Source organism: Lentisalinibacter salinarum (assembly GCF_040706555.1).
GTDB classification, from domain to species: Bacteria; Pseudomonadota; Gammaproteobacteria; order Steroidobacterales; family Woeseiaceae; genus Lentisalinibacter; species Lentisalinibacter salinarum.
The window spans coordinates 108,493-126,119 of sequence record NZ_JAPDRH010000002.1 but is presented as its reverse complement, the minus strand read 5'-3'; the positions used below and the strand labels follow the sequence as shown (position 1 = coordinate 126,119).

General features: G+C 66.9%; 10 protein-coding genes. 5 read left to right on the top strand and 5 right to left on the bottom strand.

Going from position 1 to position 17,627, the window contains the following annotated elements; genetic code table 11:
* Positions 1–99: 99 nt before the first annotated feature.
* Positions 100–2,796: a TonB family protein gene (locus ACJMKZ_RS03715; RefSeq protein ID WP_405231855.1), complete on the bottom strand. Its 2,697-nt coding sequence runs from the start codon at positions 2,794–2,796 to the stop codon at positions 100–102.
* A gap of 180 nt (positions 2,797–2,976) precedes the next feature.
* Positions 2,977–4,905 (bottom strand): threonine--tRNA ligase, encoded by a 1,929-nt coding sequence (gene thrS, locus ACJMKZ_RS03710; protein ID WP_405231854.1) that lies wholly within the window; start codon positions 4,903–4,905, stop codon positions 2,977–2,979.
* Positions 4,906–5,067: 162 nt separating this feature from the next.
* Here thrS and ACJMKZ_RS03705 point away from each other — a divergent pair, with 162 nt between their 5' ends.
* On the top strand, positions 5,068–5,565 hold the full coding sequence (locus ACJMKZ_RS03705; RefSeq protein ID WP_405231853.1) for a Fur family transcriptional regulator: 498 nt from the start codon (positions 5,068–5,070) through the stop codon (positions 5,563–5,565).
* 79 nt (positions 5,566–5,644) lie between these two features.
* Here the strand turns inward: ACJMKZ_RS03705 and ACJMKZ_RS03700 are convergent, their stop codons facing one another.
* Positions 5,645–8,176, bottom strand: a complete 2,532-nt coding sequence (locus ACJMKZ_RS03700) for a TonB-dependent receptor (RefSeq protein ID WP_405231852.1) — start codon at positions 8,174–8,176, stop codon at positions 5,645–5,647.
* A 261-nt stretch (positions 8,177–8,437) separates the two neighbouring features.
* Here ACJMKZ_RS03700 and ACJMKZ_RS03695 point away from each other — a divergent pair, with 261 nt between their 5' ends.
* The 4 genes from ACJMKZ_RS03695 (at position 8,438) to ACJMKZ_RS03680 (ending at position 15,397) form a co-directional block, all read left to right on the top strand.
* Positions 8,438–9,469, top strand: coding sequence for a metal-dependent hydrolase (locus tag ACJMKZ_RS03695; protein WP_405231851.1), 1,032 nt, complete (start codon positions 8,438–8,440; stop codon positions 9,467–9,469).
* A gap of 30 nt (positions 9,470–9,499) precedes the next feature.
* The gene (locus tag ACJMKZ_RS03690) at positions 9,500–11,194 is read left to right on the top strand and encodes a glutamine--tRNA ligase/YqeY domain fusion protein (RefSeq protein WP_405231850.1); all 1,695 of its coding nucleotides are present in this window, start codon (positions 9,500–9,502) and stop codon (positions 11,192–11,194) included.
* Between the two features lie 1,285 nt (positions 11,195–12,479).
* On the top strand, positions 12,480–13,979 hold the full coding sequence (locus tag ACJMKZ_RS03685) for an FAD-binding oxidoreductase (protein WP_405231849.1): 1,500 nt from the start codon (positions 12,480–12,482) through the stop codon (positions 13,977–13,979).
* A gap of 137 nt (positions 13,980–14,116) precedes the next feature.
* Positions 14,117–15,397: a glycosyltransferase gene (locus ACJMKZ_RS03680; protein ID WP_405231848.1), complete on the top strand. Its 1,281-nt coding sequence runs from the start codon at positions 14,117–14,119 to the stop codon at positions 15,395–15,397.
* Between the two features lie 33 nt (positions 15,398–15,430).
* Here the strand turns inward: ACJMKZ_RS03680 and ACJMKZ_RS03675 are convergent, their stop codons facing one another.
* Together ACJMKZ_RS03675 and ACJMKZ_RS03670 are read right to left on the bottom strand one after the other, a co-directional pair.
* Positions 15,431–16,579, bottom strand: a complete 1,149-nt coding sequence (locus tag ACJMKZ_RS03675) for a cobalamin-independent methionine synthase II family protein (protein WP_405231847.1) — start codon at positions 16,577–16,579, stop codon at positions 15,431–15,433.
* A 13-nt stretch (positions 16,580–16,592) separates the two neighbouring features.
* Positions 16,593–17,627, bottom strand: a complete 1,035-nt coding sequence (locus ACJMKZ_RS03670) for a uroporphyrinogen decarboxylase family protein (protein ID WP_405231846.1) — start codon at positions 17,625–17,627, stop codon at positions 16,593–16,595.

Here is a 17,627-nt window from a genome sequence, read left to right as displayed (position 1 = left end):
CGGAAATCCCATGCGAAAAGTGTGTGGTTTTCGATGGGGAGAATGCCAATTGGTTCCCTCGCCGTCGATACCGCGCGAGGGAGTCGCGAGGCGGGTGTCTCAGCGGTCGATGCCGAAATTGATGCGGACGCGGACCCGCTCTCCTGCGGGCCGGTCGGCGGCGGCGAGCGGCTCGTAGCGCCACTGGCCGACAGCCTCGACGGCGGCCTGGTCGAAGGTGCCGGCCGGACGGGCGTCGGTCACGAGGATGTCGGCGGGCCGGCCCGCGGGCGTGAGCGAGAATTCGACGTCCACCCAGCCCTCCAGACCGCGCATCTCGGCCGCCCGCGGATACTCCGGTGGCACGTAGGTAATGCGCTCGGGGCGCGCCGGGTCCGGGCTGCCTGCGGCCGTGCGCTCGGCGGCCGGATCATCGGCAGGTTCCGCGGCGGGCGCGTCGGCCGGATTCGTGTCACTGTCGTCGGAGCGGCGGTCTGTCGCGGGGTCGCTCTGATTCTCGGCCGGCGTATCGACTACCGCATCGGTCACCTCATCGGGCGGGTCGCCGAGTTCCTCTGCAGGGCCATTCTGCTCTGCGGTGTGCTCTCCCGGCGCCGTGCCGGCTTGTTCCGGCGCGGCCGTTATTTCGGCAGGCTCGGCCGATTCCTCCGCGGCCGGCGCCGGGGTCCGCGCGGCCGGTGGAGCGGGCAGGCGCCCTGCGGCTTCCCGGAACGGTGCCAGGCGCGCTTCCTCGACGCCGCTCAGGCGGGCCTCCTCCAGCCAATGCTCCGCCGCGGCGCGGTCGCCGGCCTCCACCGACTCGCGTATGCGCGTGATGAGGGCGGTGCGCAGGAAAGCCATGCCCTGGCGCCCGGCGATGCTCTCGCTGTCCTGGGCGAGGACGGCGCGGTAGTAGTAGCGGGCGTTGTCGGCGGCGGGCTGGACGAGCTGCCCCTGCAGCAGGCGCTGATTGCCCAGTTCCAGCAGCAGCGTGCGGCCGCGGCCGTCCGAAGCCGCCAGGATCGACTCGCGCCTGGCCTCTACCGCCGGGCTGCGCCCAGGCACCAGAGCGGCGGCTTCGTCCAGCACACCCATGGCCCCTTCGGTGTCGCCGGCGGCGGCCAGCTCGTCGGCCCGCGCCAGCAGTCGGTCCCGCTCCGCCGCGGTGATGCGGGTGTCTAGATCCTCGAGCCCCGTCGCAGCCGGGAAGCTGGCCCGGATCACGCTCCGCGCCGCGCGGGCTTCGCCGGGGCGTCCGGCATCCAGCGCCGCCACGACGGTAGCGATCGCCTCGGCGACCACCTGCTCGACTTCCGCGGCGAGGGCCTGGTCGTCCGGTGCCTGCGCCAGCGCGGCGGCGTAGAGTGCGAGCGCGCCGTTCTCGCCGGGCGCGAGCAGACGGCCCTCGGCTACGGCCTCGCGGGCGCGCTGCAGATCGCGGTTGACGGGCGGCGTGGGCGGTTCGGAGCGCACCTCTCCGGCCGGGTCTGCGGCGGCCTCCGGCGGCGACGCGCCAGCCGATGTCCCGGCCGGCGATCGCGCGGCGCCGCCATCCGGGCCGCCGGTCACCCACCAGCTGCCGCCGGCCGCAACGAGCGCGATCAGCGCACCCGCACCGGCGAGCCGCGCCGCACGCGAGAGACGTCCGCCGCCGCCGGCCTTCTCCGGCGGTGCCTTCTCCTGCGGCCGCCCGTCCTTCTTCTTGGCTTTCGATTCCTTGCGCCGGCCCTTCGGCTTCACGGCAGCCGGCCGGGCCGTCTCCGCACGGGCCGGGCTGCGCGGGGCCGGTTCCTCCTCGCTCAGCACCACTTCCTCGGCGCCCTCGAAGTCCGCGATGGTCGGCTCGACCCGCGCGGCCGGTGTCGGCGGCGCGACTGCGGCCGGTGCGGGTGCGGCCGACACCGCCGGCTTTGCCTTCTCCTGCGCCCGCCGGATGGCCGCCTCGATGGCGAGCCGCGCCCGTCCCGGCGATATCGGCTTCAGCAGGAAGCGATAGACCATGCCGGCGTTGATGAGGTCCATGAGCTGATCGCCGTCGTCCCGGCGGCCGGCGACGATGGTCACCAGGCCGGGCTGGTGATTGCGAAGTCGCGCGGTGATGGCCTCGACGTCACGGGGAGCGACGGCGGCGTCGGTGACCAGAACCGCGCTCGTGGCGTCGCTGACGAGTTTCGCGGCCGCCCGCAGATCGTCAACGGCGTGGACCGACTGGCGTGGCGAGAGCGCCTGGCGGATGGTATCCAGGAACACCTCGTCCTTGCTGAGCACCACCAGTTCCGTCGCGGCGGCGGTGCCTGCGGCCGCGGGATACGTCCCGCTCGCTTCGGCGCCCGCGGCAGACGGGCGGAGCGGCCCGGCCTCGCGGCGCGGCGCCGTGGGCGACACGCGCGGGCGAGGTCCCGCCGAACGGTCGTTGGCGGATTCCTGCAGCGTGTTCAGGCGCAGCTGGTCGACGGCATCGTCGATGACGCGGCGCATCTCCTCCGGCGTGCCGAGACCACGGATGACCTGGAACAACTCCTCGCTGCCGACCAGTGCTTCGGCCTCCGCGCCGCTCATGTCTTTCGGCGCGATGAGGATGCCGAGGGTCTCCGGCGAGCGCTTCCGCGCCTCGCGCAGCGCCTCGATGCCGCTCATGCCGGGCAGGCGCTGGGCCGAGACCATGACGTGGATGGGAGTCAGCCCGAGGGTATTCAGCGCCTCGGTACCGCTGGTCGCCACGTGCACGGAATAGGCGTCGCCGAGCGAGGCGCTGAAGCGGTCCAGCGTGCTCTGCTCGGAATGCAGCAGCAGTACCTGAGTCTTGAACCTCTGCACGGCGTCCGATGCCTCTAGCGGTCTGATTCCCGGGCGGTTATCGAACACCGAGTATATGCGCGCCCGTACCACCGGCGGCCGGCTGGCCAGCCCGAATATGTCAAAGTGTGACCTGGGACACACTCCCGGCGGTACTGGTGCGCATTGCGGGTCCGGCGGACCCGCCGGGGCGGCGGGAAGTCAGTCGGTCGGCGGCGCCCGTCGCTCCCGGTTCTCGGTGACCAGTGCCGCTACCGCTTCGTCCAGGGCCAGCACCTGCTGACGCTTGCTGCCCAGCCGGCGGACCGCCACGGTGCGCTCCTCCACCTCGCGCTTGCCGACGGCGATGATCACCGGGATCTTGGCCACGCTGTGCTCGCGCACCTTGTAGCTGATCTTCTCGTTGCGCAGGTCGGTTTCTGCCGCGAGTCCCGCCGCCCGGAGCGCATCGGCCACCTCGCACGCGTACTCGTCGCCGTCGGAGGTGATGGTCGTCACCACGGCCTGCACCGGTGCGAGCCACAGCGGCAGCGCGCCGGCGTAATGCTCGATCAGGATGCCGATGAAGCGTTCCAGCGATCCGAACATGGCGCGGTGGAGCATGACCGGCGTGTGCCGGTTGCCGTCCTCGCCGACGAAGCTCGCGCCGAGACGCTCGGGCAGGTTCAGGTCCACCTGCAGCGTGCCGCACTGCCAGTCCCGGCCGATGGCGTCGCGCAGGACGAACTCGAGCTTGGGGCCGTAGAAGGCGCCCTCGCCGGGGTTGTAGGTGTACTCCAGCCCGGTCGTCTCGATGGCCGTCTTCAGCGCAGCCTCGGCCTGGTCCCACACCTCGTCGGCTCCCACGCGCACCTCCGGCCGGTCGGCGAACTTGATGCGCACGTCCTCGAAACCGAAGTCACGGTAGATGCCAAGGATCAGGTCGCACACCGCGATGGATTCGGCGGTGATCTGGTCGCGGGTGCAGAAGATATGCGCGTCGTCCTGGGTGAAGGCGCGCACGCGGAGCATGCCGTGCAGGGCGCCGGAGGGCTCGTAGCGATGCACGGTGCCGAATTCCGACAGCCTGAGCGGCAGCTCGCGATAGCTGGTGATGCCCTGATTGAAGACCTGGACGTGGCCCGGGCAGTTCATGGGCTTCAGCGCATAGACACGGCCCTCTTCGGGTTCCGTGGTGAACATGTTCTCGCCGAAGGTCTCCCAGTGGCCGGACGACTCCCACAGCGAACGATCCATGACGATGGGTGTGGCGATCTCGCGGTAGCCGGCGGCATCCTGCCGCTCGCGCATGTAGTCGACCAGACGCTGGTACAGGGTCCAGCCGCGCGGATGCCAGAACACGGCGCCCGGCGCCTCTTCCTGGAAGTGGAACAGGGCCATCTGACGGCCGAGGCGGCGGTGGTCGCGCTTCTCCGCCTCCTCCAGCTGGTGCAGGTAGGTGCGCAGCTGCTTGTCGCTGGCCCAGGCCGTGCCGTAGATCCGCTGCAGCATCTCGTTGCGGGAGTCGCCGCGCCAGTAGGCGCCGGACACCCGCGTCAGCTTGAACGCGTTGCCCAGCCGGCTGGTGGAAGGCAGGTGTGGGCCGCGGCACAGATCGAGAAAGTCCCCCTGGCGATAGACGGTGATGACCTCCTCCTCCGGCAGGTCCTCGATGAGACGGGCCTTGTACTCCTCGCCGTCATCGCGGAAATAGCGCACCGCATCGTTCCGGTCCCAGACCTCGCGGACGATGTTCTCGTCCCGCGCGACGATGTCGCGCATGCGTGACTCGATCTTCTCCAGGTCCTCGGGCGTGAATGGGGTCTCGCGGGCGAAGTCGTAATAGAAGCCGTTCTCGATGGCCGGTCCGATCGTCACCTGGGTCTCGGGATAGAGCTCCTTCACCGCCTCGGCCATGATGTGGGCGGCGTCGTGGCGCAGCAGTTCCAGTCCGTCCTCGCTGTCGCGGGTGACGATCTCGACGGCGGCATCTCCCGGTATCTCCCGCATGAGGTCGCGCAGTTCGCCGTCGACCCGGATGGCCACGGCGTCCTTCGCCAGTTTGCGGCCGATGCTCTCGGCCACGTCGAGGCCGGTGACCGGCTTGTCGAATTCCCGTCTCGAACCGTCGGGCAGGGTGATGGATGGCATGTTGCTCTCTGGGCTGCTACTGGTCAGCAATGGAATGCGGAAGGCCGCGAAAAGCCCGTTATTCTACGCGACGGCGCGGCGCATTCGTAGCCTGGCGGGCAGCGCCGGCGGCGCTGCGTTATCATGCGGCGCCAGCCCGGAGAGCCCGGCCCGGAGAGGCTCATGAGCAGCGCAGACGCCGACCAGGACAGCCCGGTATTCCCGCCGGAGAACCACGACCACCGCCATTGCGTCGCGGACGCCCTGGCCAATGCCGAGCGTCTGTGCCGGGAGCGGGGGCTGCGGCTGACCGCCAGGCGCCGGCGAGTGCTGGAACTCGTCTGGACCAGCCACCAGCCGGTGGGCGCCTACGACATCCTGGAAGCTATGAGTGACGAGGGCCGCCGCCCGGCGCCGCCCACGGTCTACCGCGCCCTGGACTTCCTGATGGACGCCGGCCTGGTGCATCGTCTGGATTCCCTGAACGCGTTCGTCGGCTGCCGCGACCCGGAGCATCCCCACGCCGGGCAGTTCCTGATCTGCCGCCGCTGCCGGTCGGTGGCGGAGCTGGACGATGCCGAGCTGCAGCGGGTGGTCAACGCCAAGGTCGCGGAGGCCGGCTTCCGCGCAGAGACCCAGATGCTGGAGATCCAGGGCGTCTGCAGCCGCTGCCGGTCCTGATACCCGTTCGCGGCAGGAAAAGAAAAGCCGGCGCGAGGCCGGCTTTTCGGGGTTGACGGAACGGCGCCCGCCGTTGCGATCAGAACTCGTAGGCGAACTCGAGGCCCCAGCGGCGCTCCGCGCCGGGGTGGACGAAGGAGCCGCCGAACTCGGCCGCCAGGATGACTTCCTCGACGATGTCCTCGTCCAGGATGTTGGTGCCGAAGGCGGTCACGCGCCAGTTGTCCCGGCCGAAGCCGACCCGCAGATCCCAGGTCTGGTAGGGGTCGCGCTCGGTGACCGTGTAGTCGGCGGTGCCGAGTCCCGGGAAGCTGAGATCGAACAGCGTCAGGCGCTCCTCGTCCTGGGCCGTGTGGAACCAGGTCTCGCCCACGAAGGAGCCGTACAGCCCGCCGTAGAGATCCCAGCCATTGCCCAGCGGATAGTTCAGCTCGACCGATACATTCCCGGTGTACTGGGGCGTGGAAGGCGACTTGTTGCCGACCGTGTTCGGGCGCACCGAGTTGGCCTCGATGCGGCTGGCGGTGTAGGCCCAACCGCCGCCCACGGTGATGTAGTCGCTGAGCAGGTAGGTCGCGCCGATCTCCGCGCCCGTCAGTTTCACCTCGTCGATATTGGAGACCACCCGCAGGAGACCGAAGGGGCCCACCTGGAACTCGAAGAACTGCATGTCGTCGACGTCCATCCGGTAGACCGCACCTTCCAGGGAGAGCCTGCCTTCGGCGAGCTGCGACTTGAAGCCGAGCTCAACGGCACTGGAGGTCTCCTTGTCGAATTCGTCCCGGATGTCCAGGTCCTTGCCGAGCGGCTGGTTGATGAACACGTCGATGGTGGCGGCCGAGCCCTGGTTGTTGAAGCCGCCGCTCTTGAAGCCGATGCCCCAGGAGGCGAACAGCGTCACAGCGTCGTTCACGTCGTGGCTGAGGGAGAGCTTGGGCTGCAGCTGGGTGAAGGTGCGGCTCTGGGGCTGCACGCCGCCCGGATTCAGGTTCGGGTCGAGCGCCGGGTTCAGCGGCGCGCCGCCGCTGTAGACGCCGTCGTTGGTGAAGTCCACGAACTCGGTGCGCGGCTCGGTGGGCACCAGGCTGCGGGCCTCGCGCTCCTCGCGGTCGTAGCGCAGCGCGAGGGCGAGCTCCGTGCGCTCGCTGAGGTCATAGGCGAGCTGGCCGAACACCGCCCAGACGTCGGTGTCGAACTCGTCCCACAGCAGCTGCTCGGTGGGGTTGTTCGGGTTGTCCGTGTACAGCGTCGGGATGACGCCGAAGCCCCGGTCGATGGCCAGGTTCACACCCACTTCGCGCTCCAGGGTGAGGTAGTACAGGCCGGCGATCCAGCGCAGGGCCTGGTCGCCCGGCGAGGCCAGGCGCAGCTCGAAGCTGATGTCCTCCTGATTGCGCTCCTGGTACTGGGTGCCGTCGCAGGTGGTCGGCGTGTAGGGACCCAGGATGGGATCCGCGCCGAAGCTGCCGTCGACGGGCAGCAGGATCTGCGGCGGCGGCAGCGTGACGCCGGCGAGCGTCAGGGCGATGGAGTTGGGCAGACAGGAGTTCGGCGTGGCGTCGTCCGCGTTGAAGAAGCCGAAGGCCGCGCTGGTGCCGTCCGAGGAGAGGGAATTCTCGATGTTGCTGTACAGCAGCCAGCTCGTGAGGCTGGCCCAGCCGAGCTCGTAGTCCGCCTTGATTGAGAACTCGGTGGCTTCCTGGTCGTTGGTCGGGTCGATGTTCGGCTGGAACACGAACTCGTGGTCGTCGACGTCCTCATAGAAGTGAGATGCGAAGCCCTCGCCGAACAGCGGGTCCAGGGCCGGGGCGAATACATCGGCGAACGTGGGCAGATGGAAGGCCGCGTTGAAGCTGATGGAGGCGGCGTCCACCTGGCCATAGCGGGCCTTGACGTCCACGGTGAGCAGATCGGTCGGCTCGAAGACCAGCCGGCCGTTGATATTGTAGTTCTCGAAGTCGTCGACCACGTCGGCGTCGAGGAAGGTGTTCGTGTAGTAGCCGTCGGTGTCGCGCCAGTCGCCGCCGAGGCTGAACGACACGGTGTCGGTGAGTGGTCCGCTCACGTAGCCCGTGGCGTAGTAGGTACTGTCTCCGGCGGCGCTTACCTTGACGTTGCCGCCCAGCTCCTCGCCGGGCATCTTCGTGCTGACGATGATGGCGCCCGCCGCAGCATTACGGCCGTACAGCGCGCCCTGGGGCCCCTTCAGCACCTCGATCTGCTGCAGGTTCGAGAACTCCCGGTTGAATGCCGCCGGGTTTGTCATCAGGATGCCGTCGATGATGAAGGCGACACTGTTCTCGGCATCACGTGCGCCGTTCAGGCCGCGGATGTTGATCTGCGTGTCGCCGACCTCGGCCGCGTCGACCAGACTCACGCCGGGAGTGAGCTTGATGAAATCCTCGGCGCGCTCCACGCCGGCACGCTCGAGGCGATCCTCGGTCAGCACCGTGACGGTGGCCGGCACGTCCTGCAGCGTTTCCTCGCGTTGCCGCGCGGTCACGATGATTTCCTCGATGCCCTGGGCCTCCTGCGCCACGGCGGGTACGGTATAACCGGCGGTCAAAACGAGTACACTCGCGACGCCGCAAAGCAGGGTCTTCGCACGCATAGGTCTCTCTCCTGATCTGGATCGGTCTTCGTGTTCCGCAACGATGTCGGGTATGGCATACATCGTTGTAGTCGGCTCTTGCTGGCCCCCAAGGTATCGTATACAAAAGCGGGGCGGTGCGTCCAGAAAAAGCGTGGAAAAGCCAATGACTTGTGATTCTTTGTATACAATCTGCGCTGTGCGGACGGCTGGACAGGCCAGTCGCCCCGATGTCGCGGCTGCGCAACACGCGGCAGCTGCATCACGCCGGCGAGGCATGACGTGGATACCCTGACGCAGGCCGTACTCGGCGCTTCCATCGGCGCCGCGGTGGCCGGCCACGGCGAGCGCCGGCGCGGGGCCGTGTGGGGCGCCGCCTGCGGCACGCTGCCGGACCTCGACGTGCTCGTGCCACTGGGCGATCCGGTGTCCGATTTCACCTGGCATCGGGGCTACAGTCATTCCCTGTTCGTGCTGAGCGTCGCGGCGCCCGCAATCTGGTGGCTGATTTCGCGGCTGGACTTTCGTGCCAGGCAGCGGCCGCGCCGCTGGCTGGCCCTTGTCTGGCTCGCGCTGTTCACGCATCCGCTGCTCGACGCCTTCACCGTCTACGGCACCCAGCTGTTCCTGCCTTTCAGCGACCATCCGGTGAGCGGCTCTACGGTGTTCATCATCGATCCGGCGTTCACCGTCCCTCTGGCGGTCGGCCTCGGGGTCGCGCTGATCGTCCGCGAGGAGCACCGTGCCCGGGCGGCCGTGGTCGGCGGCCTGACACTTGCCGTGGCCTATCTGGGCCTTTCGGTCGCGGCCAAGCTGCATGTGGAGCGGGTGGCCCGTGACGCGCTGGCGGACGCGGGGATCGCGCACGGGGGCGTGCTCACGACGCCGGCACCGTTCAATATCGTGCTGTGGCGCATCGTCGCCATGGAGGAGGGTGGTTATCGGGAGGGCTTCTACTCGCTGCTGGATCCGCCCGGCACTCTGTCTTTCGAGCGTCACGAGTCGCGCCCCGAGTTGCTGGACGGCATTCGGGATGCGTGGGCCGTGCGGCGGCTCGCCTGGTTTACGCACGGCTTTTACCGGGTCTCGCGCCAGGACGACCGGATCGTGATGACGGACCTGCGTATGGGCGTGGAACCGGTCTACGTGTTCAGCTTCGCCGTCGGCCGGCTGGAAGGGGGCGGTGCGCGGGCCGTCGAACCCCAACAGCTGACGCCGCTGCGCCCCGGGCCGGGACAGGTGGCGCGGCTGCTCCGCCGCGTCGCCGGGCCGGTCGCCTCCGCGGAGGATTCCCGTACAATACCGGGCTCCTGATTCGCGCTCATCACCAGGCCCCCGACCGTCATGTCCGACACAACCATCGCCGGCAAGGATTTCATCCGCCAGATCATCGCCGACGACATCGCCGCGGGTAAGCACGGCGGCAAGGTCGTCACCCGCTTCCCGCCGGAGCCGAACGGCTTCCTGCACATCGGCCACGCCACCTCCATCTGCCTGAACTTCGGCGTGGCGCAGGAGAACGGCGGCGTCACTTTCCTGCGTTTCGACGACACCAACCCGGGTAAGGAGAGTATCGAGTTCGTGCGCGCCATCGAGGCGGACATCCGCTGGCTCGGCTTCGACTGGGGCGAGCGCCTCACCCATGCGTCGGACTACTTCGACCAGCTCTACGACTGCGCCGTCGACCTGATCCGCCAGGGCAAGGCCTACGTGGATGACCTCGGCGCGGACGAGATTCGCGAGTACCGCGGCACGCTGAAGGAGCCGGGCCGGGAGAGCCCCTGGCGCGGCCGCAGTGTGGAGGAGAACCTGGATCTGTTCGAGCGCATGCGTGCCGGCGAGTTCGCCGACGGTGAGAAGGTGCTGCGCGCGAAGATAGACATGGCGGCGCCGAACATGCACATGCGCGACCCGACGCTCTACCGCATCCGCCACATCCCCCATCAGCGCACCGGCGACAAGTGGTGCATCTACCCGATGTACGATTTCGCGCACGGCCTCTCGGATGCTTTCGAGGGCATCACCCATTCGCTGTGCACGCTCGAGTTCGAGGATCACCGGCCGCTGTACGACTGGCTGCTCGATCAGCTAGACCTGCCGCACCGCCCGCGTCAGTACGAGTTCTCGCGCACCAACCTGGCCTACACGGTCACGAGCAAGCGCCGGCTGGCCGAGCTCGTGCAGCGCGGCACCGTGGCAGGCTGGGACGATCCGCGCATGCCGACCCTCGCCGGGATGCGCCGCCGGGGCTATCCGCCGGCGGCTCTGCGGGAGTTCGCCCGCCGAGTGGGCATCACGAAGAAGAACAAGCTGATCGAGATGGGCTTTCTCGAGGCGACCGTGCGCGAGGTGCTGGACCCCTCCGCACCGCGGGTCATGGGCGTGATCGACCCCCTGAAGGTGACCCTCACCAACTACCCGGAAGACCGGGTGGAGCAGATGACGGCGCAGAACCATCCCAACGACCCGTCCATGGGCGAGCGGGAGTTGCCGTTCTCGCGCACGCTCTGGATCGAGCGCGACGATTTCATGGAAGACCCGCCGAAGAAATTCTTTCGGCTGCGCCCGGGCGGCGAGGTGCGGCTGCGCTACGCCTACATCATCCGTTGCGACGAGGTGGTGAAGGACGAAGACGGTAACGTCGTCGAGCTGCTCTGCAGATACGACCCCGAGACCCGGAGCGGCGCGGCCGGCGCCCAGCGCAAGGTGAAAGGCACGATCCACTGGCTGTCGGCGCAGCATGCCGTGCCGGCCGAGGTGCGGCTCTACGACCGGCTGTTCACCGAGCCTGCGCCGGGTGCGAAGGGGGACTGGCACGAGGCCATCAATCCGGATTCGCTGAAGACCGCCGCAGCGCAGGTGGAGCCGAGTGTCGCTGCGCTCGCTCCGGGAGATGCGGTGCAGTTCGAGCGGCTGGGTTTTTTCACCGCCGATCCGGATTCGAAGGCGGAGTCGCCGGTGTTCAATCGGATCGTCACCCTGCGGGATTCCTGGGCCAAGGTCGAGAAGCAGGCCATGCAGCAGGCGGGCGGAGTGTGACGCGCTGCGCGGGTCGAGTCTGTTTCTGCCGGATACACGTCGAGATAAATGCAAGCGCCTGAACTCACTCTCCTGGCCGTCCTGGGTGGAATCTTCTTCGTCTGGCTATTGCCGATACTGGTAATCGTCAGTTCGAGCAGGACATCCGGAGGAGAGAAGTTGGCATGGGTGCTGGCGGTCGTTTTCGTATCCTGGTTTGCCTGGATATTTTTCTTGTTGCTGGCTCCCATAAAGAACCGGGACTGAATTGCCCGGCGCAACGGATTCTTTGAATCTAGATCCAATCCAACTCCCACTGCAATCCGTTTCGCACGACGCGGAAGATCACCGACTCGTCGTAAGTTGTCCAGCGTGAATCACCAATACTCAATTCCAGCGTAAATAGGCCGGACTCATTCGCATTCTCAACCCGACACGGGCCAACGCTAGTGGGTATCCAAACGAATTCTTTTTCGACCGGGAATTCTTTCCTTAGCTGGGCGCCCTTACCCAAGTATCGGAAGCCGCCTCTACACCTAATTGGCCGAGCCTCGACTGGCAAGACCGACCCGGTAGAGTCGACGGCCCAAAACACGACCGCCGGCCTGTTTGAGTAAGGATCAATTACTGCATGCAACGTGTACGCTTCCCTCTGTAGTTGATAGCGAATCGGATACTCGTCGACGCCAATGGTGTAGATTCCTTCTGGCTTGCCCACTTCAGTGACGGTCATGCTGGGAGAGAAGTCGAAGTGTTCGTACGCTGATGTGCGCACACAGCCGGTCAGGCCCACGAACGAGACCAGCACCATGAGAGCCGTGGATTTATTGTTGTCTCTCACAAGACTACGCTTTTCGTCACATCAATCGAGAAATCAATCACGCCGTTTGTCGCTTGAACCAATCCCCAAATGTAGCCGTTCGAGTTATATGTGTTTCCAAGACAGCTTATCTGGCCAAAGCCGATAGGCAAGGCAGCTGCGGTATTTTTCCTCGCGTCGACCACTTCCCCTTTTGGCCGGAAAGCGTCCATGCCGGTCGTCGGCGGCGAGGTTTCCGGAGTCGACCCGCTACGGCGGTCCTGGCTGAGGTTCAGGCGGCACAACTACCGAAGCCATAGGGTGCAGTCGGCGGCTCAGCCGGTCTGACGGTAGATCGCGACGACACGGTCTCGCGTCCCGTAGACCTGCGCCCGGCCGATAATCTGGCGGTTCCATCGATTTTCTGTAACTATGCGGGCAATCGAATGAGGTCCTGAGAAGAGAACTATTCCAAGAATCAGTGCGACCTCTCGGGGGGAGTCAGAGATGAATCGTAGACGCTTTATCCGTTCGTCGCTTTCCGTTGCGATTGCCGCATCGCTGCCGCAGTGGGATGTGCTTGCCGAATCGCTACTGCACAGCCCGACCAGTGTGCCGTCGGACATCGACGCGGTCACCGGCGACGGTGCAGGAATCACGCTGAAACGTGCCGCCGTTCAGGAGCTCAGTGACAGTCTCAGGGGCAGGTTGTTGCTGCCCGGCGGTGACGCATACGATCAGGCCCGCTGGTTACTGAATGCGGAGTACGACAAGTATCCGGCATTCGTGATCCGGCCGACCGGCGCGGCGGACGTACAGAACGCCGTGACCTTTGCCCGGGAGAACAACCTGCTCCTGGCCGTGAAATGCGGCGGACACGCCGCGGCCGGCACGTCGAGCTGCGACAAGGGCATGCAGATCGACCTCTCGCAACTCCGCAATGCGCGCGTCGATCGGAACGCCAGGACCGCCCGTATCGCCGGTGGCAGCCTGCTGGGCGATCTCGATCACGAGTCCATGTCGCACGGCCTGGTGACGACGGCGGGCTCGGTTTCGCACACCGGCGTCGGCGGTCTCACGCTGGGCGGCGGCTTCGGCCGGCTCGCTCGCCGCTACGGTTTGACCATCGACAACGTCCTCGAGATGGATATCGTTACGCCGGACGGAAAATTGCGCCGGGTGGGCCCCGGCAACGACGCAGACCTCTACTGGGCGTTGCGCGGCGGCGGCGGCAATTTCGGCGTCGTGACCTCGTTCCTGTTTCAGCTGCATGAAATGCAGCGCGAGGTGGTTACCGGATATTTCGCCTTCCCGCTGTCCGAGGCCAAGCAAGTCCTCGGCTTTTACGCGGACTATTCCGGGAAGGTGCCGGACGAGATGTCCATCGGCGCCGGCGTGGGCAGTCGTCTCGGCGACGAGCCCGGTGTTGCCATGTACTTCGTGTGGAGTGGTGATCCGGCCAGGGCCGAAAAATATTTCGCACCGCTGCGCAAGGCCGGCACTGTCGTCAACGAGGCAGTTCGGACGATGGACTATGTCGCGGTTCAACGATCCGGCGACATGGATGACACGCGTGCGTTCACCGGTTACATGAAGTCCGGATTCGTCAGGTCCATATCGGGTGATTTCATCGATGCCCTGATCGACAATTTCGAGGCGCATCCCGACCGCGCCACCCGATTCGGGTTCGGTCACGCGGGCGGGGCGATAAGCCGGGTCTCCAACTCGGATACTGCGTTCGCCCACCGGGATTCCAACTACAATCTCCTGTCATTCGTCAGCTGGAAGACCGGTGAAGAGGGTGCAGAGCATGTCGATTACATCAACTCGCACTGGTCGAAGGCGGAACCGTTCACCAGCGGCTTCTACGTGAATGATTATTACGACCAGTCCCAGAAAATGGTGAACCAGACGTATCGGGAGAACTTCCCGCGCCTGCTGGAGATCAAGCAGAAATACGACCCGACGAACCTGTTCAGGCTGAATGCCAACATCCGTCCCGTGTGAACGAAACCTGCGTATCTCGACCGGGTATTTGCGGGAGTAGTTGCCCGGACCGGACGCCGGGTCTCAGGAATCGAGTCGCATCCTCTGAATTGTCGCCATAGCCTCTACCCTGTGGTCATGACGACCCGGGTTTCACCTTGAATATCCTGATTCAGACCGCCGGGTCGCGGGGTGACGTCGAGCCCTATGTCGCGCTGGGTCAGGGTCTGCTGCGTGCGGGCCACCGGGTCACGGTCAATACCTGCGATCGTTTCCGTGATTTCGTCGAGCAGCGCGGGCTCGGATACGCGTTTCTCAACAACGGCCTGGTGGACCTGCTGGAAACCGAGGCGGGTCGCGGCGCGATCGAAGACATGGGCAGCTTCTTCCGCACCATCCGCACGGTACCCCGGCTCATGCGCGAGAGCAGCGACATCCAGCGCTCGATGCTGGCAGAAGGATGGGACGCGGCGAGATCGGTGGACCCGGACCTGATTCTGTTCAATTCCAAGATGGCGGGAACTCACTACGCCGAGAAGCTCGGCGTTCCCTCCGTCCTGGCCATGCCGCTGCCGCAGTTCGTGCCGACGAGTGCGTTCCCGGCGCTCGGTTTCCCGCGCCTCCCGCTTGGCCGTTCATACAACCGTCTCACCTACAGGGTGGTGCATGCCGCCGCCGACCGGATCGGCGGGAAGTTCGTGAATGAATGGAGGCGCGCGCAGGGTCTGCCGCCGGCCGAGGGTCTCGGTCTCCTGCGGCGAGGCGACGGCGATGCGGTTCCGGTACTGCACTGCTACAGCGAGACCGTCGTCCCGCGCCCGGACGACTGGCCCGATCACGTCTACGTCACCGGCTACTGGTTCCTCGACCGGAGCGAGGCGTGGTCGCCGCCGGCCGGACTGGCGGACTTCCTGGCTGCCGGACCGCCGCCCGTCCACGTCGGCTTCGGCAGCATGGCAGCGCGCGATCCGGCGCGGACGACGGCCATCGTGCTCGAGGCGATCGCACGGACGGGTCGGCGCTGCATCCTGGTGACGGGGTGGGGCGGCCTGACGCCCGAGGCAGTCCCGGATGATGTCTACGTGGTCGATGCGGTGCCTTATGACTGGCTGCTGCCCCGGGTCGCCGCCACCGTCCACCACGGCGGTGCCGGCACGACAGCGGCCGGCTTGCGAGCCGGACGGCCGAGCGTGATCTGCCCGTTCTTCGGCGATCAACCCTTCTGGGGCCGGCGCGTCCGGGAACTCGGAGCGGGTCCCGCGCCGATTCCACAGAAGAAATTCAGTGCGGCCAGACTGGCCAGCGCCATCGAGGTCGCCTGTACCGATGCCGCAATGGGCCGGAGGGCTGCAGAGCTGGGGGCGCAGATTCGTCGGGAAGACGGCATCGGCCGTGCGGTGCATCTGCTCGAGCGCCTGGCGGATCAGGGTCGGCGATAATGCGAGTTCGCGCCGGAGAATTCCGGCTGTTCTTCAGCCCCAGAGGCGGTCCGTCGCGATTGCCGCGCCTTCGGCCAGGGAGGCGAGCTTGCCCCAGGCCACGTCCGGGTCGATGCCCTGCATGCCCACGTGCACGCTGAAGCCGCAGTCGACGCCGGCCATCACGCGGTCGCGGCCGACCAGGCGCGCGTAACGCTCGATGCGCTGGGCCACCAGTTCCGGGTGCTCGATGTAGTTGGACTGGGGTTCGATGCAGCCCGGGCAGAGTATCTTGTCGTCCGGCACCTGCACCGTCTCGAACAGGGCCCACTCGTGGGCATGGCGCGGGTTGGCGGCCTCGAACAGGATGGTGCGCGGCTTCGCGTTCCACACCAGGTCGATGATCTCGCCCATGGCCACGTCGCAGTGATGGGGGCCGGGGTAGTTGCCCCAGCACAGGTGCATGCGGAGCTTTTCTTCCGGGATGTTGCGCACGGCATGGTTCAGCGCCTCGATGTTCATGGCGACGCGCTTGCGGTACTGCGCGAGGTCCATCTCCGCGTACGCCGAGTGCCGGCCCATGGCGAGGTCCGGGCAGTCCAGCTGCACGTACGCGCCGGCCGCGGCAATGGCCTCGTACTCGTGGCGCATGGCCTCGGCGACCGCGAAGACGTACTCCTCGTCGGTCTTGTAGTACTCGTTGCCGAAGAAGATGGTGACCACGCCGGGTGAGGCGGCGCTGGAGAAGATGCCCGCCACGTCGGCGTCTTTCGCCGAGTTCGTCAGGTTCACCATATCGAGTGCCGCCGCCTCCATGTCGTTCACCGAGATGGGTGCGTTGCAGGCCGGCGCCGAGCGCTTGCGGCGCCCCGGGTTGGCGGCCACGATCTCCGCGCTCTTCGGATAGTCGACGAGGTCGCCGAAGAAGTAGTTCTGCACCGATTCGCCGCCGAAGCCGTGCAGCCGGTCCTTCACGTAGGTGGCGTAGCTCGGTTTGGACATCTCGCCGTCGTTGACGATTGCGATGCCGGCGGCGGCCTGGCGGTCCACCATCTCCTGCACGGCGCTGGCCACGCGTTCGGCGAGCGCCGCCTCGTCCACCGGGATGCCGTCCCCTTTCGCCCACATGATGCGGATGAGGTCGTCCGGGCGGGGCAGGCTGCCGGTGTGAGTGGTCAGTATGCGGTCGGCACCGGTGCTCATGATGTCTTCTCCGTCAGGCCTCGGCGCGCAGTTCGGCCGCGGCCTTCGACATGGCCGCGAGCTTGCCGAAGGCGGCCTCGCGGCTGAGATACTTCATGCCGCAGTCGGGCGCGAGCAGGATGCGTTCGGCGTCGACATGGTCCAGCGCCCGGCGCACGCGCTCCTTGATCGTCTCCACCGACTCCACCTCATTGCTCGAGAGGTCCAGCACGCCGAGCAGGATCTCCTTGTCCGGCAGCGACGCGAGCACCGAGCAGTCGAGGTTCGACTGGCCGGTCTCGATGGAGACCTGGCTGCAGCAGGCGCCGGAGAACTCGGGCAGGAAGGAGTAACCCTCCGGCCGCTCGTGGATCAGCGCCGCGTAGCCGAAGCAGATGTGCACGCAGGTCCGGCCGTCGACGCCGTCCAGTGCCCGGTTCAGCGCCTCGATGCCGTATTCACGGGCCTGGTCGGGCCTCGCCTGCATGTAGGGCTCGTCGATCTGCACGACGTCGGCGCCGGCGGCGAACAGGTCGCGGATCTCGGCGTTCACGGCGTCCGCGTACGCGAGCGCCGCCTCCCGGTCCGTCGCATAGTGCTCGTTCTGTGCCTGCTGTGCCATGGTGAACGGACCGGGCACGGTGAATTTCACGGCCCGGTCGGTATTCGCTCGCAGGAAGCGCAGGCTGTCGACCCCCACCGGGTGCCGGCGGCGGATGGGGCCGACGATACGGGGCACGAACACCGGCTCGCCGCTGCGGTCCAGCGCCTGTCCCGGGTTGTCCAGGTCGATGCCGTCCAGCGCGGTGGCGAAGTGGTTGGAGTAGCTCTCGCGGCGGATCTCGCCGTCGGAGACGATGTCCAGTCCGGCCCGCTCCTGGTCCTGGATGGCGATGCGGGTGGCATCGTCCTGGGCCTGCTGCAGGAATTGCTCGTCGATGCGCCAGAGCTCTTTCGCCCGGGTGCGGGGCGGGAAGCGGCCCGAGAGCTTCTGCCGGTCGATGAGCCAGTCCGGCTGCGGATAGCTGCCGACGATGGTGCAGGGGAAGAGCGGTAGTGCGGATGCCAT